At 60.3% G+C, this 14,871-nt stretch carries 14 protein-coding genes; 4 read left to right on the top strand and 10 right to left on the bottom strand.

Features of this window, described 5'->3' with window-relative positions:
* The first annotated feature begins 23 nt into the window (after nucleotides 1-23).
* On the top strand, nucleotides 24-2,387 hold the full coding sequence (gene parC, locus B9Z40_RS01500; protein ID WP_100171559.1) for a DNA topoisomerase IV subunit A: 2,364 nt from the start codon (nucleotides 24-26) through the stop codon (nucleotides 2,385-2,387).
* 161 nt (nucleotides 2,388-2,548) lie between these two features.
* Here the strand turns inward: parC and B9Z40_RS01495 are convergent, their stop codons facing one another.
* Together B9Z40_RS01495 and B9Z40_RS01490 are read right to left on the bottom strand one after the other, a co-directional pair.
* Complete coding sequence (locus B9Z40_RS01495) at nucleotides 2,549-3,064, bottom strand: DUF1993 family protein (protein ID WP_100171558.1); 516 nt, start codon at nucleotides 3,062-3,064, stop codon at nucleotides 2,549-2,551.
* 27 nt (nucleotides 3,065-3,091) lie between these two features.
* On the bottom strand, nucleotides 3,092-3,550 hold the full coding sequence (locus tag B9Z40_RS01490) for a RidA family protein (protein ID WP_100171557.1): 459 nt from the start codon (nucleotides 3,548-3,550) through the stop codon (nucleotides 3,092-3,094).
* Nucleotides 3,551-3,797: 247 nt separating this feature from the next.
* On the opposite strand from B9Z40_RS01490, the gene B9Z40_RS01485 reads away from it, so the two are divergent.
* Complete coding sequence (locus tag B9Z40_RS01485; RefSeq protein WP_100171556.1) at nucleotides 3,798-6,353, top strand: DNA internalization-related competence protein ComEC/Rec2; 2,556 nt, start codon at nucleotides 3,798-3,800, stop codon at nucleotides 6,351-6,353.
* 84 nt (nucleotides 6,354-6,437) lie between these two features.
* On the opposite strand, the gene xth is transcribed toward B9Z40_RS01485, so the two are convergent.
* Genes xth through B9Z40_RS01465 form a run of 4 tightly spaced genes read right to left on the bottom strand, consistent with a single transcriptional unit; the run spans nucleotide 6,438 to nucleotide 9,180 of the window.
* On the bottom strand, nucleotides 6,438-7,220 hold the full coding sequence (gene xth / locus B9Z40_RS01480) for an exodeoxyribonuclease III (protein WP_100171555.1): 783 nt from the start codon (nucleotides 7,218-7,220) through the stop codon (nucleotides 6,438-6,440).
* A 19-nt stretch (nucleotides 7,221-7,239) separates the two neighbouring features.
* Entirely contained in the window at nucleotides 7,240-7,818 is a 579-nt protein-coding gene (locus B9Z40_RS01475; RefSeq protein WP_100171554.1) for a DUF4337 domain-containing protein, read from the bottom strand.
* Between the two features lie 10 nt (nucleotides 7,819-7,828).
* Nucleotides 7,829-8,317, bottom strand: coding sequence for a dihydrofolate reductase (locus tag B9Z40_RS01470; RefSeq protein ID WP_100171553.1), 489 nt, complete (start codon nucleotides 8,315-8,317; stop codon nucleotides 7,829-7,831).
* Between the two features lie 11 nt (nucleotides 8,318-8,328).
* Entirely contained in the window at nucleotides 8,329-9,180 is an 852-nt protein-coding gene (locus B9Z40_RS01465; RefSeq protein ID WP_100171552.1) for a thymidylate synthase, read from the bottom strand.
* A gap of 89 nt (nucleotides 9,181-9,269) precedes the next feature.
* Here B9Z40_RS01465 and B9Z40_RS01460 point away from each other — a divergent pair, with 89 nt between their 5' ends.
* Entirely contained in the window at nucleotides 9,270-10,052 is a 783-nt protein-coding gene (locus tag B9Z40_RS01460; protein WP_158238046.1) for a peptidylprolyl isomerase, read from the top strand.
* 19 nt (nucleotides 10,053-10,071) lie between these two features.
* Here B9Z40_RS01460 and B9Z40_RS01455 read toward each other — a convergent pair whose 3' ends face one another.
* Both B9Z40_RS01455 and B9Z40_RS01450 read right to left on the bottom strand, forming a co-directional pair.
* On the bottom strand, nucleotides 10,072-11,496 hold the full coding sequence (locus B9Z40_RS01455; RefSeq protein WP_100171550.1) for an FAD-binding oxidoreductase: 1,425 nt from the start codon (nucleotides 11,494-11,496) through the stop codon (nucleotides 10,072-10,074).
* 5 nt (nucleotides 11,497-11,501) lie between these two features.
* On the bottom strand, nucleotides 11,502-11,909 hold the full coding sequence (locus B9Z40_RS01450) for a DUF2069 domain-containing protein (RefSeq protein ID WP_100171549.1): 408 nt from the start codon (nucleotides 11,907-11,909) through the stop codon (nucleotides 11,502-11,504).
* Between the two features lie 21 nt (nucleotides 11,910-11,930).
* On the opposite strand from B9Z40_RS01450, the gene B9Z40_RS01445 reads away from it, so the two are divergent.
* The gene (locus tag B9Z40_RS01445; protein ID WP_100171548.1) at nucleotides 11,931-13,172 is read left to right on the top strand and encodes a YihY family inner membrane protein; all 1,242 of its coding nucleotides are present in this window, start codon (nucleotides 11,931-11,933) and stop codon (nucleotides 13,170-13,172) included.
* A 4-nt stretch (nucleotides 13,173-13,176) separates the two neighbouring features.
* On the opposite strand, the gene B9Z40_RS01440 is transcribed toward B9Z40_RS01445, so the two are convergent.
* A complete protein-coding gene (locus B9Z40_RS01440; RefSeq protein ID WP_100171547.1) occupies nucleotides 13,177-13,500 on the bottom strand; it encodes a DUF962 domain-containing protein in 324 nt (107 codons plus the stop codon).
* A 17-nt stretch (nucleotides 13,501-13,517) separates the two neighbouring features.
* On the bottom strand, nucleotides 13,518-14,858 hold the full coding sequence (locus tag B9Z40_RS01435; RefSeq protein WP_100171546.1) for a cytochrome P450: 1,341 nt from the start codon (nucleotides 14,856-14,858) through the stop codon (nucleotides 13,518-13,520).
* Nucleotides 14,859-14,871: the final 13 nt, after the last annotated feature.

Below are 14,871 nucleotides of genomic sequence, written 5' to 3'. Positions count from 1 at the left end.
CGCTCCCGCAAAGAAAGACCCTGATGACCACTGACCTGTTGACCCCCGAAACCGCAGCCGCGCCCGAAGGCGACCACCTGGGCGCTTACGCCCAGCGGGCCTATCTGGAATACGCGCTGTCCGTTGTCAAAGGCCGCGCTTTGCCCGACGTGTGCGATGGCCAGAAACCCGTGCAGCGGCGCATTTTGTATTCGATGGACCGCATGGGTTTGTCGTACAGCGGCCCGAACAACAACACCGCCGCCAAGCCCGTCAAAAGCGCCCGCGTGGTCGGTGATGTGCTCGGCCGTTACCACCCGCACGGCGATACGGCGGCGTATGACGCCCTGGTGCGCATGGCGCAGGACTTTTCGCAGCGCTACCCGTTGATCGACGGTCAAGGCAACTTTGGCAGCCGTGACGGCGATGGCGCAGCCGCCATGCGTTACACCGAAGCGCGCCTGTCGCGCATCACCAGCTTGCTGCTGGATGAGATCGACATGGGCACGGTGGACTTCATCCCCAACTACGACGGCTCGACCGAAGAGCCGCGCCAGCTGCCTGCCCGCTTGCCCTTCAGCTTGCTCAACGGCGCCAGCGGCATTGCTGTGGGCCTGGCCACCGAGATCCCCAGCCACAACCTGCGCGAAGTGGCCGACGCTTGTGTCGCTTTGATCCGCAACGACAAGCTGAGCGACAGCGAGCTGATGGCCATCATTCCCGGCCCCGACTACCCCGGTGGTGGCCAGATCATCAGCCCGGCCAGCGACATTGCCGACGCCTACCGCACCGGGCGCGGCAGCCTCAAAGTGCGCGCCCGTTGGAAGATCGAAGAACTCGCCCGGGGCCAATGGCAACTGGTGGTGACCGAGTTGCCGCAAGGCGTCAGCTCCCAGCGCGTTCTCGAAGAGATCGAAGAACTCACCAACCCCAAGGTCAAAGCGGGTAAAAAAGCGCTCAGCGCCGATCAGGTCCAGCTCAAAGCCAGCATCCTGAATGTGCTGGACGTGGTGCGTGACGAGTCCAGCAAAGACGCCGCCGTGCGTCTGGTGTTCGAGCCCAAAACCAGCCGCATCGAACAGAGCGAACTCATCACCGCCTTGCTGGCCCACACCAGCCTGGAAACGTCTGCGCCGATCAACATGACCTCGGTCGGCATCGACGGCAAACCGATTCAAAAATCGCTGCGCCAGATGTTGGTGGAGTGGATCAGCTTCCGCCAGACCACCATCACCCGCCGCAGCCAGCACCGTTTGAACAAGGTGCTGGACCGCATCCATATTCTGGAAGGCCGTCAGCTGGTCTTGCTGAACATCGACGAGGTGATCCGCATCATCCGCCAGAGCGACGAGCCCAAGCCTGCGCTGATCGAGTTTTTTAAACTGAGCGACCGCCAAGCCGAAGACATCCTGGAGATTCGCCTGCGCCAACTGGCCCGTCTTGAAGCCATCAAGATCGAGCAAGAGCTGAGTGAACTGCGCGAAGAGCAGGGCAAGCTCGAAGAGATTTTGGGCAGCCCCGCCGCGCTTCGTCGCTTGATGATCAAAGAGATCGAAGCCGACGCCAAAACCTTTGCCGACCCACGCCGCACGCTGATCCAGGAAGAGAAAAAAGCCGTGGCCGAAGTCAAGGTGGTGGACGAACCCGTGACGGTGGTCGTCTCGGAAAAAGGCTGGGTGCGCGCTCGGACTGGCCACGGCCACGACGCCACGAGCTTTGCCTTCAAGGCGGGCGACGGCCTGTATGGCACTTTTGAATGCCGCACAGTCGACACCCTGCTGATTTTTGGCAGCAATGGCCGCATCTACAGCGTGCCCGTGGCCACCTTGCCCGGTGCCCGTGGAGACGGCCAGCCGGTGACCACACTCATTGAGCTGGAAGCCACCACACAAATTGCGCACTACTTTGCAGGCCCCGCCAACGCCACGCTGCTGCTGAGCGGCTCGGGCGGCTACGGTTTCATGGCCTCGGTCGAGAATATGATTTCGCGCAACAAAGCGGGCAAAGCCTTCATCAGCTTGGGCGAGGGCGAAACCGTCTGCGCCCCCAGCCATGTGAGTGGCAGCAGTGCCACTGTGCCCGCTGACAAGCAGCCTATGCTCGCAGCCAACAGTGTTTGCTGCGCCAGCACAGGCGGCCGCGTTTTGACGTTTGAGATCAGCGAACTCAAGACCATGGAAAAAGGCGGCCGGGGCCTGATGCTCATCGACCTGGAAGCTAAAGACACCTTGGCGGGTGCTGCTGCTTACACGCGCAGCGTCAAGATCGAAGGCATTGGCCGAGGCGGCAAAGAGCGCGAAGAAACACTGGAAATCCGCAGCCTGAACAACGCCAAAGTCGCTCGCGCCAAAAAGGGCAAAGTCGCCGATTTGGGCTTCAAGCCGAACCGCGTCACGCGTGTGGAGTGATCAGGGCGCAGCCACTAGTGCGAAGTGATGCTATTTAAGCACACCCCGCTAGCCCTTGTGGGGCGGGGCTTTGGCGGCTTGTCCCTGCACTTGTCCACAGCTTTGGGCACGGGGTTTGGGGACAGCTTGAATCAGCGCATGCTGAGCCGCTTATCAGGGTTTTAGCCCTGCGCACCCAGCAGGTAATCGATCTTGCCCACCTCCACACCGTTGTGGCGCAGGATGGTGTAAGCGGTGGTGATGTGGAAATACATATTGGGCAGCATCCAGCCGGTCAGGTAATCCTGGCCTTTGAGGGTGCGGGTTTTGCCAGGACCTGCGGGGAAGGTGATTTCTTTGTCCTCGGTGCCGTCGATGGCTGTAGCGGGGACAGTGGCGATGTAGGCCAGCGTTTTCTGGATGCGCTCTTGCAACTGGGCCAAGGTGGTTTCGGTGTCGTCGAACTTGGGCGCTTCCACACCGGACAGCCGGGCCACACCGTTCTTCACGGCGTCGCAAGAAATCAGCACTTGGCGTGTGAACGGAAACATATCAGGGGCCAAACGGTAGGTGGTCAGGGCCGTAGGGTCGATCTTTTTGGTTTCAACGAACTGCTCGGCCTTGGCCAGGATGTGGCTCAGGTTGGTGAGCATGCGGGTGCACACGGGCAAACTGGCGCTGGACATGGAAATGGTCATGGGTGTCTCCGGTGGATAAAGTGAAATTCAGCCGATTTCGGCGATGAGTTCGATTTCGACGCAAGCACCCATCGGGATTTGCGCGACACCAAAAGCGCTGCGGGCGTGGGCGCCGGCTTGGGGGCCAAACACCTGGCTCAGCAATTCGCTGCAGCCGTTGGTGACCAAGTGTTGTTCAGTGAAGTCGCCTGTGGAGTTGACCAAGCTCATGACTTTGACGATGCGCTTGACCTTGTTGAGATCGCCCACGGCAGCGTGCAGGGTGCCCATGAGGTCAATCGCCACGGCACGCGCGGCTTGTTGGCCTTCGGCCGTGTCGATGTTTTTACCCAACTGACCGGCCCAAACCTTGCCGTCTTTTTTGGCGATGTGGCCCGACAGAAAAATCAATTTGCCCGTTTGCACAAAAGGCACATAAGCGGCGGCTGGGACAGCCACGGGGGGCAGTTCGATGTTCAAGGACTTCAGGGTGTCGTAGACATTCATGGCGTGGGCTCGTGTTGAGTGTGGAACGGAAGGCGTCGGCGATCATCATTCGCCGTCGAGCGATTGTCGCTGAAACGGATTTCCATTCACACCCTGACCAAGACCGAAAGATATGTCTAAACTGAGGTAAAAAGTACGCTCAAAAGAAATGGCGAGCATTCCACAAACTCAGCCCATTCGGGGAGGCTGTTATGCACCTCAACTCAAGCCGTCACTCCAGCCCAATTTTCAGGCTGTGGGCTTGTCCATGAGCGCGCGCTCAGGGCGAGGTTGGTTGTTGGGTCTCGTCGCTTGGTGCGCTGGGATCGCTTTGCAGCTGCAGCAAGAGACGCTTTGGGCCTTGTCTGCTTATGCCGCCCTGGCGTTTTTGGCGTGTGGTGCGGGCTGGTGGATCCACCGCCAAAAACCGACCTTTGCGCTCAGAACTCTCGCTGTATGGGGCGTGTTGGTCAGTCTCTCGTTTGCTGTGACGGGTCTGCACGCACTGTCACGGTCGCTGGCCATCGCCCCCGCATTGGAGGGCCACGACTTGGATGTGGTGGGCGTGGTGCAAGCCATGCCCCAGCGGCAAGACGTGGGATGGCGTTTTCGTTTTCGCATCGAGCAAGCCTGGCAGGTTGACAAATCAGGTCAAAGCCGAGCGGTCGACTTGGACGCCGATCTGCCCTCGCAGGTGTATTTGGGATGGTACGGGCAAGACGGCACAAACGACAGTGGGTGGAACACCTCGGCCTTGCCCGAACCCGTGAAGGCGGGCGAGCGTTGGCGTTTGCGTGTACGCCTGAAAGCGCCGCATGGTCATTTGAATCCACGGGGTTTTGATTACGAATTGTGGCTCTGGGAACAAGGCATCCGCGCGACAGGCTATGTACGAACCAGCGCCAAAGACCCACCGCCTCTGAGGTTGGCCAGCACTTGGGCGCACCCCATCGAGGCTTGGCGGCAGTTGGTGCGCGACCGTTTGCTCGCGCATCTGTCCCCAGCGGGCAGCGATGCCGATGCCGCCAAGCGGGCGGGCGTTTTGGCGGCGCTCGTTACGGGCGATCAAGCAGCGATTGACCGCAGTGATTGGGACGTCTTCAGGGCAACGGGGGTGTCGCATTTGATGAGCATTTCGGGTTTGCATGTGACCTTGTTCGCCTGGTTGGCGTCGGGCTGTGTGGCTTGGGCCTGGCGGCGCTCGGCCTTAATGGGGTTTCAAGGGGCATTGCGTTGGCCTGCGCCCCATGTGGGCGCTTTGTCAGGTTTGGTTTTGGCGAGCTTTTATGCCTTGTTCAGTGGCTGGGGCGTGCCCGCGCAGCGCACCTTGCTCATGCTGTGCGTGGTGGTTTTGCTGCGCTTGTCGGCCCGCCAGTGGCACGGCTCGCTGGTCTGGCTGACGGCTTGCGCGGTGGTGCTCACTTGGGACCCTTGGGCCTTGTTGCAACCGGGTTTTTGGTTGAGTTTTGTGGCCGTGGGGGTGTTGATGGCTTCTTCCTTTGTGGAGCCGGTGCAACGGTCCGATGCCTTGCCTTCGGGGCTCTGGCAACGTTGGCTTGCCTCCAAACTGCCTGATTGGGGTGTTTTTGCCTTGGGGCGAGCTGCTGCTTTGGTGCGTGAGCAGGCGGTTGTCACTTTGGCCTTGGCCCCACTCACGCTCTTGTTTTTCGGTCAGGTGTCGGTGGTGGGTTTGTTGGCCAATCTGTTGGCCATTCCCTTGGTGACCTTGCTCGTGACCCCTTTGGCGTTGCTGGGTGTCTTGTGGTCTGATGCATGGCAACTGGCTTCGTGGGCGCTGCAGCCCATGACAGCGGTGTTGGGTTGGATGTCGACTTGGCCTTTGGCCAGCGTGTCCACGGCCATGCCGCCTTGGGGGGGGGCTGTGTTGGCGCTGGCAGGTGCCTTGGTTTGTGTGATGCGCTGGCCGAGTTCTTGGAAATGGATGGCCTTGCCGCTGCTGTGGCCCGTGTTGTTTTGGACCCACCCACGCCCTGCACCGGGCACGTTTGAGCTGTTGGCGGCTGACGTGGGGCAAGGCAACGCGGTGCTTGTGCGCACCGCGACGCACAGCCTGCTTTATGACGCGGGGCCGCGCCATTCCGCCGAGAGCGATGCGGGGCACCGTGTGCTGGTGCCCCTGCTGGCGCAAATGGGCGAACGCATCGACACCTTGATGCTCAGCCACCGGGACAGCGACCACACCGGTGGCGCAGCGGCTGTTTTGGCCATGCAGCCGCAGGCGGCGCTGTGGTCATCGATGGAAGATGCGCACCCCTTGCACGCCTTGCGCCCGGCTTGGACGCGCTGTGAAGCAGGGCAGGCTTGGGTGTGGGATGGTGTGCGCTTTGAGGTGCTGCACCCGCCTGCGCCCAATGTGTTGCTCAAAACGCCCAAGCCCAACGAAGTCAGTTGCGTGCTGCGCATCGAGGCTGCAGAACCCAGCGTGCAAGGCACCCCACAAAGCACCTCAAAGGGCACCGCCTTGCTGACAGGCGACATCGAGGCTCCACAAGAGCTGGCGCTGGTCCAGGCAGGGCTTCGCCCAGTCGATGTTCTGCTGGTGCCGCACCACGGCAGCAAAACATCCTCATCACTGGTGTTTTTGGAAACGCTCAGGCCCCGCTTGGCGCTGTTGCAGGCCGGTTACCGCAACCGATACGGGCACCCAGCCCCTTCAGTGAAGGCACGTTACCAAGCAATTGGCATTGACGTGGTGGAGAGCACCCGTTGCGGCGCCGTCACCTGGCGCAGCGACGCGCCAGATCAGGTCAAGTGTGAGCGGAAAGTGCGTCAACGTTACTGGCACCACCTCGTACCACCTTGAAACCCAATCAGGGCCTGGGGTGGGTTTGCATCAGGGCTAACAGACTCAATGTCGCCGGGGCTTCGGGGTAAAGCCACTGGTCATTCAAGCACCCAGCGTCAGCACCACAGGCGTGTGGTCGCTGGGCCGTTCGTTTTTGCGGGGGGCTCGGTCGATCACGCAGGCGCTGGCGCGGGCTTTGAGCGCTGGCGAAATCAAAATGTGGTCAATGCGCAGGCCCCGGTTGCGGCGGAAGGCGAACTCGCGGTAATCCCACCAGCTGTAGCTTTTCTCGGGCTGCTCAAACAAACGGAAGCTGTCGGCCAACCCCAGATCGGTCAGGGCTTGCAATTTTTCACGCTCGGCCACGGTGCAGTGGATGGTGTCTTTCAGGCCCACTGGGTCCCACATGTCGAGCTCGTCAAAGGTGATGTTGAAGTCTCCTGTCAGCACCAGGTTGGGGTGCTTTTGCATCTCGCTTTGCACCCAATCACGCAAGGCGTCCAGCCAGCGCATTTTGTAGACAAACTTGTCGCTGTCGGGCGCTTGGCCGTTCGGGAAATACGCGCCGATCACGCGAATCGTGCCACCCGCGCCATCGGGGTAGGTGGCGGCGATCACGCGCGACATGTCGTCTTCAAAACCGGGAATGTTTTTCACCACATCCGCGCCTTCGGCTTTGGAGATCAGCGCCACGCCGTTGTAGGTTTTTTGGCCAAACCACTGGGCTTGGAAACCCGAATCCGTGAAAGCCGCCGCAGGAAATTTGTCGTCGGTCATCTTGAGCTCTTGCAGGGCCAACACCTCGGTCGGGTTGGCGGCCAGCCAGTCGAGCACCTGGGGCAGGCGCACGGACAAAGAGTTCACATTCCAGGTGGCGATTTTCATCAGGCGTCCATCGAAAAAATCAAATGTGGAAAGCGGCCAAGCCACCCACCACGACACCAATGGCGCCTGCACCGTACATGACGTATTCCAGCCATTTTTTCCGGGTCAGCAAAGCAATGGCGGCCATGGCAATCGACACTTGCAGCACCGTGGTGGCCTGCGCCCAGCGGTGGTGTTGGTGCATTTGCTCGTCGGATTGCTCGTCCCAGCGTTTGGACTCGGCTTCCAACTTTTCAGCGGCCGCTTTGATCTCTGATTTTTCACCCTTGTAGCGTTTGATTTCTTCTTGATAAAACTCTTTTTTACCCGGTGCCAACTCGAGAGCCAGCTCGCTCAGGTTTTGCTTGCTGCTTTTGGCCTGGTAGTAATTCCATTGGTTGGAGGCTTCGGTTTTTTTGATGGCCGCGTTGTTTTTGTACAGACCCGCATTGGCCTGTGTGGCACCGCCCATGTAGCCGAACAGTGCGCCCACCGTGGCAATGATGGCGGTGAACATCGCGATCGAGCTGGTGTGGCTGTCGCTGCCATGGCCGCCATGCGCAGCGTGCTCTAACTCGTGATCGTGTGGGCCGTGAACGTGAAAACCTTGTCCTGACATGGCTGTCTCCTTAAATGGTGTGTTGGTAAGTGACGAAACTGAAGGGCAGGCCGCTGGCTGCTAAGTGCGATTCGCGCTGAATTTCTTGCCAGCGTTCACCCAGCTCGGGTGCAAAAGCGTCGCCGTCAAAGTCGGCGTCGATCTCGGTGACGACCGCCGTGCTGGCCATCGGCTCGGCTTGGCGGTAAATCTCCGCGCCACCGATGATCCAAGCATCGGGCACATCACCGCACAGCTGCATGGCCTCTTCGATGGAGGCCGCACGCAATGCGCCATCTGCGTTCCAGTCGGCCTGACGGGTGATGACGATGTTGGTGCGACCGGGCAGGGGCCTGAAGCGGGCTGGGAGCGAATCCCAAGTTTTGCGGCCCATGATGACCGGCTGGCCCAGCGTGACACGCTTGAAGTGCGCCAAGTCTTCGGGCAGGTGCCAAGGCATCTGCATGTCTTTGCCAATCGTGCCGTTGCGGGCGCGGGCATAAATCAGGTGCAACTTCATGCGAGCGAACCTCAGACAGCGACAGGCGCTTTGATGGCCGGGTGGCATTCGTAGCCCACGACCTCGAAGTCTTCAAATTCGTAATCGAAGATCGACGCGGGCTTGCGTTTGATGTTGAGCGTGGGGTAGGCCATGGGCGCGCGGCTCAGTTGCAGTTCCACTTGTTCGTGGTGGTTGCTGTAAATGTGGCAGTCACCACCCGTCCAGATGAAGTCACCCACGTCCATGTCGCACTGCTGCGCCACCATGTGGGTGAGCAAGGCATAGCTGGCAATATTGAAGGGAACGCCCAAAAAGATGTCGGCGCTGCGCTGGTACAGCTGGCAGCTGAGTTTGGCTTTCTCGCCGGGGTTTTGCGGTGGGGCCACATAGAACTGAAAGAAAGCATGGCAAGGCATCAGCGCCATCTGGTCCAGTTCGGCCACGTTCCAGGCGCTCACAATGATGCGGCGCGAGTCGGGGTTGTTTTTGAGGGTGTCCATGACCTGCTGGATCTGGTCAATGTTGCCGCCACCAGGTGTTGGCCAGCTGCGCCATTGCACACCATAAACGGGGCCGAGCGAGCCGTCTTCGCGTGCCCATTCGTCCCAAATCGTGCAACCGCGTTCTTGCAGCCATTTCACATTGCTGTCGCCTCGCAAAAACCACAGCAGCTCCACAATGATGGCCCGCAAAAACACCTTTTTGGTGGTCACCAGCGGGAAGCCCTCGTGCAGGTCAAACCGCATCTGGTGGCCAAACACGCTGCGCGTGCCGGTGCCGGTGCGGTCCCCCTTTTGCACACCCGTTGTGTAAACGTGGCGCATGAAGTCTTCGTACTGGCTGCGTACAGGGCGGAGAAGGGGCTGGGCAGGGGAGTTCATAACGTTGAGTTTAAGTCAATAGGACGTTGTATCCTTGGGGCCGAATTTCTTGTTTGGCTGAAAGGTGAAAGATGTTTCGAAAGCACTGGATGAGACGTTGGGGGCTGACAGCCACTTGCTTGTTTGCATTTGCTTCTCAGGCCGCTGATGCACCCGTGGCCGTGGTCAATGGCGTGTCGATCTCGTCCCGCTTGATGGACCGCAATGTCCAGGCCAACGTCGCCCAGGGCCAAAAAGACACGCACGAGTTGCGTGCCGCGCTCAAGCAAGAGCTGGTGGCGCGTGAGCTGATGGCGCAAGAGGCGCAAAAACGTGGCCTCGACAAAATACCTGCCACGCAAGATGCGTTGGCGGTGATGCGCCAAAACCTGCTGATCGAGTTGGTGCTGAACGACGAGTTCACCAAAAACCCGATTGCCGAAGCCGAGCTCAAAGCCGAGTACGAGCGCCAGGTCAAAGCTTTGAAGTCCGCTGGCGATTTGCAGCAGTTCCAGATTTCGACCATTGTGCTGGCCAGCGAAGCCGATGCCCGATCGGTGATGACGGCAGTTCGATCAGGTCAGGCCTTTGATGACTTGGCCAAGTCCCGTTCGATGGACCCGAGCAAAGACAAGGGCGGCGAGTTGGGTTGGTTCTTGCCCGATCAGATTGCCCCGGCCATCTCCAACGTGGTGGTCAACTTGGCGCCAGGCGCGGTGTCGGCCGCCCCGATTCAGGTCGGCCCTTACTGGCATGTGGTCAAGCTGGCGGGCAAGCGCCCTTACCAGGTGCCCGGTTTTGACGAGAGCAAAAACCTGCTGCAAGCCGCCGTGGTCCAGAACCGCCGTGCGGCCTTGCTCAAGAAGTTGAGCGATGCGGCTGTGGTGAAGTGAGTAAGGCGTGCTGGGTGTCTCAGCCCAGCACGCGCCCCGGGTTCATGATGTTCTGCGGGTCAAGGGCTTTTTTCACTGCCCGCATCATGGCCAAGGCCGTGGGGTCTTTGTAAATCGGCAGCTTGTTCACCTTTTGCTCGCCCACGCCGTGTTCGGCGCTGATGGAGCCGCCAAAGCGTTTGACTTGGTCAAACACCCAAGTGTTCACCTTGTCTTCGAACTCGCGCAAGAAGGCTGGGCCATCGGCCCCTGCAGGCGCTTGCACGTTGTAGTGCAGGTTGCCATCGCCCAAGTGGCCAAAGTCGACCATGCGCACGCCGGGCACGTTTTGGGCCAACAGGGCGTCTGTCTCGGCCACAAAGGCCGGGATGCGCGAGACCGGGATGCTGATGTCGTGTTTGATGTTCAGGCCTTCTTGGGCCTGCGCCATCGTGATGCTCTCCCGGATGTGCCACAGGCCTTTGGCCTGCGTGAGGTTCTCGGCGACCACGGCATCGGTTACGCAGCCCAGTTCCAGCGCGGCTTCGAGCAGGGCTTCAAACTGTCCCCGGGCGTGGCTTTCGCTTTCGCTGTCGGAGTTCTCTAACAGGACACACCATGGCGTTTCTTGCCAGAGCGGCACGCGCAGCTGCGGGTAATGTTTGTCCACCAAGCTCAGGGCGAACTGGCCCATGACTTCAAAACCTGTGAGGCCTGGCCCCAGACGCTGGTGTGCCAGCCCCAACAGTTGCACGGCCGCTTCCATGCTTGGCACGGCGGCCCAGGCGGTCAGCTGCGCAGCGGGCTGGGGGTAAAGCTTCATGGTCGCAGCGGTGATGATGCCCAGCGTGCCTTCGCTGCCGATCATCAAATTTCGCAGGTCATAACCCGTGTTGTCTTTGCGCAGGCCGCTCAAGCCGTGCCAGATGTCGCCTTGCGCGGTGACGACTTCCAGGCCTAGGCACAGCTCTCGGGTGTTGCCATAGCGCACCACCTGCGTGCCACCCGCGTTGGTGCCCAGGTTGCCGCCGATGGTGCAGCTGCCTTCGGCGCCCAGGCTCAGGGGGAACAGAAAACCTGCGGCTTCGGCGGCAGCTTGGAGGTTTTGCAGCACGCAACCGGCTTCCACGGTGATGGTGAGGTTGGCCGGGTCGATGGCGCGCACGGTGTTCATTCGGGTCATGCTCAACACAATTTGTGTGCCCGAGCCGTTGGGCACGCCGCCCACCACCAGCCCAGTGTTGCCGCCCTGCGGCACGATGGGAGTATGGTGTGCAGCGCAGGCTTTGACCACGGCAGCCACTTGCGCTGTGTCACCCGGACGCACCACGGCCAAGGCCCGGCCAGTGACCCGTTTGCGCCAGTCTTGCTCCCAGGGGCTGAGGTCGGTGGCCGGGTCTTCGTGGGTGAGCACGTTGGCAGGGCCACAAATTTGGCGCAATTGTTCTAACATGATCTGGGTCATGGTGTTCAGTCCCGGGGAACGGGCACAAAGTTGCCGGTGGCTTTGGCGGCTTTGAAGCGGATGCGCACATGCAGGGCGCAGGCCACAAACAAGGTGATGCACAAGAGGGTCTGAATGCCAGCCAGCGCGTTGGAAGGCCAAGCATCGCCCCAAGCCCGAACCACACCTTCAATGAAGTAAAGCCAAACCAGCATGCTGACCCAGCGGTAGGTGTACATGCGGTTTTTCAGCAAGCCCGCCAAAGGAATGCACAAAGGCAAGACCTTGATGGCCCACCAAGAGCCTCCTGGTCGCAAGGGGGCCAGCCAAAGCTCCCATGCCAAGCCTAAAAGTATCAAGCCCAGCAGGCTGACGACAGCCATCCAGCGGGTGAAATCGACGCCTGCGGGGGCGTTTTCTGTGAGAGTGTTCATTGCGGTGGCATCATACCGGGCATGCCATCTTCCTTCTCCCAGTCCTCATTGAAAGCCCATGCCACCCTTTGGTGGCAAGAGTTGTTGGTTTTTCCTTGGCGTCAAATGGCCGGGGTGTTGGCCAATCGCTTTCGCGATGCCCGTTTGGGTGTCAGCGCCAGCTCGCTGACCTTCACCACGGTGCTGGCCTTGGTGCCCCTGTTTGCGGTGGGTTTGGCTGTGTTTGCGGCATTTCCCTTGTTTGGCCAGTTTCAGGACAACATTCAGCGCTGGCTGATTGAAAGCTTGGTGCCTGAGAGCATTTCCCGCCAAGTGCTCAGCTACCTGACACAGTTTTCGCGCAAGGCCAGCCGTTTGGGTTCGGTGGGTTTGGTGGCCTTGTTGATGTCGGCCGTGTTTTTGATGGTCACGATCGAGCGCACTTTGGGGCAAATTTGGGGCCTCCAACGCGAGCGGCCTTTGGCCCAAAGGGTCTTGTTGTATTGGTGTGCCATCACGCTGGGGCCTTTGTTTTTGGGCGCCAGCCTGGCCATCACGTCTTATGTGGTCACCGCGTCGCGTGATGTGGTGGATGTTTTGCCCGGCTCGGTCCGATGGTTGCTCGACAGTTTTGAGTTTGTGCTGCTCACAGCCTGTGTCAGTGGTTTGTATTTCTACGTGCCTTACACCCGCGTGCGCTGGCGGCATGCCATCACCGCAGGTTTTTTGGTGGCGGGCTCGCTGGAGTTGGCTAAAAAAGGCATGGCGGTTTACTTGCTCCAAGTGCCGACCTATTCCTTGATTTACGGCGCATTCGCGGCGCTGCCCATTTTGTTGGTCTGGATTTACGTGACCTGGCTTTTGGTGCTGCTGGGCGCCGTGGTGGCGGCCAGTTTGCCTGAATTGGGGCGATCAACTTGGCGCAAGCCGGACGGTGCGGGCTGGTCTTTCAGGCTCGCGTTGGAGGTGCTGGCCGAGTTGAACACGGCCAAGGCATCAGAGCGTCGGGGATTGAGCACCGACGATTTGGCCATGCGTTTGCGGGTGGAGTTGAGCGAGCTGCGTCAGGTGCTGGAGGTTTTGCGAAGCCTCGATTGGGTGGGTCGGCTGACTGAGCAAAACGATCAGGGTCAAGCCCGTCAGGTCTTGCTGGTGGACCCCGCACTGGCCACGGTGGCCCCGTTGGCCGAACGCTTGCTGGTGTTGCGGGGGGCTGAGGCCGACCCGATTTGGCAGCAAACGGGTCTGGATAAGATCCGATTGGAGCAGCTGCTGCCGAAGTGAGCGCTTAAAAGCTCACCCGACCGCGCCACATGTCGCGGTACATCACCCAGTCGCCCATGAAACTGTAGAGCGGGCGTTTGAAGCTGGCGGGCTTGTTCTTCTCGAACACAAAATGCCCGACCCAGGCGCAGCCATAGCCGCACAACAAACCATACAAAAAGTATTGGGGTTTGCCGGTGATGGCGAGCATGGTCAGGCACACCAGGCTCAATGTGCTGCCCAAAAAGTGCAGGCGGCGGCAGGTCTTGTTGTTGTGTTCGCTCAGGTAGAAGGGGTAGAACTCGGCAAAGCTGGTGTGCTGAGGCGCTTGTGTTTCGGTGGTGTCCATGGCTTGTCTCCTGGTGCTTATTGGATTGAAAACGGCGCGTGCAAAAAGCCGCGAAACCGCGCTCGGCCCCCGCGCACTGGCGTTTGGGTGAGTTGGTAATTTGGAAAGCGCTGCAAAAACCGCCCGATGGCGATGCGGCCCTCCAAACGCGCCAAACTCAAACCCGCACACTGGTGCACGCCAAAGCCAAAAGCCAGGTGCTTGTTGCCGGTGCGGCGCAGGTTCAGTTGCTCGGGCTTGTCATACACGGCAGGGTCGCGGTTGGCTGCACCAATACACAGTGTGACCAAGGCGCCTGCGGGTAAGTCCATGCCGTTGACTTGGGTGGCTTGCAGGGCGCGGCGGTTGCTCAGCTGGTTGGACGATTCGAATCGCAAGAACTCGTCGACGGCCAAACCCAGAATCTGTTCACGCTCTTCTTCAGTGCCCGCCTGCGTCAAGTCGGCCTGGAGCTGTTTGCGCTGCTCGGGCCATTCTTGCAGGCTGATCAGCGCGTTGCCGATCAGGTTGGTGGTGGTTTCGTGTCCGGCGTTGAGCAGGAATACGCAGTTTTGCAGCAGCTCGACTTCGCTCAGGGTGTCGACGCCATCTTTGTCGTCTTTTTCACCCTGAATCAGCCGGGTCAGCACGTCGTGCTCTGGGTCACCAGGGTGCTGGCGGCGCTTCGCCACCAACTCGCGCAGATAGGCCAAAAACTCACTCACGCTGCGGTGGCCCAGTGCTTCTTGCTCTGGGGTGAGGGATGGTTCCAGCGCCCCCAAAATGGCCAGCGACCAGCCGCGCAAGGGCTCGCGCTCGGCGTGCGGCACGCCCAGCAGGTTGCCGATGATTTCGACCGGAATGGCCGAGGCGAAATCTTCGATCAGGTCGCCGCCGCCTTGGGCCTCGATCTTGTCGAGCAGGCTGTCGACCAACTGCACCAGGCCAGGCTCCATGGCCTCGATGGCCCGTCGTGTGAGGGCCCCCATGATCAGGCGGCGCACCCGGGTGTGCAGCGGCGGGTCGTTGAAAACCAGGCTGCTGGTGTGGTGCTCAAACAGCGGGGAGACACCGCTCTGAGTGGCGTAGGGCGGTTGGTTGAAAGGCGCGTGGTTGTATTTGGGGCCGAACTCGACGTGTTTGTCAGAGCTGAAGACCTTGGCGTCGCGGTAAACGGCCACCAAATCGGCGTGACGCGTGAAGAAATACGAGCCATCGGGCATGCGCTTGAAGGGCTCGGCTGCACGCAGTGCGGCATAGACCGGGTAAGGGTTGTCCAGAAAGTCGCGCGGCAAGGCCCGCAGGTCGAGTGTCCGAGCGATCTCTTGCGCCCTGTCGACCGACAGGGGTGGGGTGATGTGGTCAGTCAATGCATTCATGTTGTAGGAGCGA

The sequence above is a fragment of the Limnohabitans sp. 15K genome (assembly GCF_002778285.1).
Classification (GTDB): domain Bacteria; phylum Pseudomonadota; class Gammaproteobacteria; order Burkholderiales; family Burkholderiaceae_C; genus Limnohabitans_A.
Note: the sequence above shows the minus strand (reverse complement) of the source record. Positions and strands in the feature narration are given on the sequence as shown.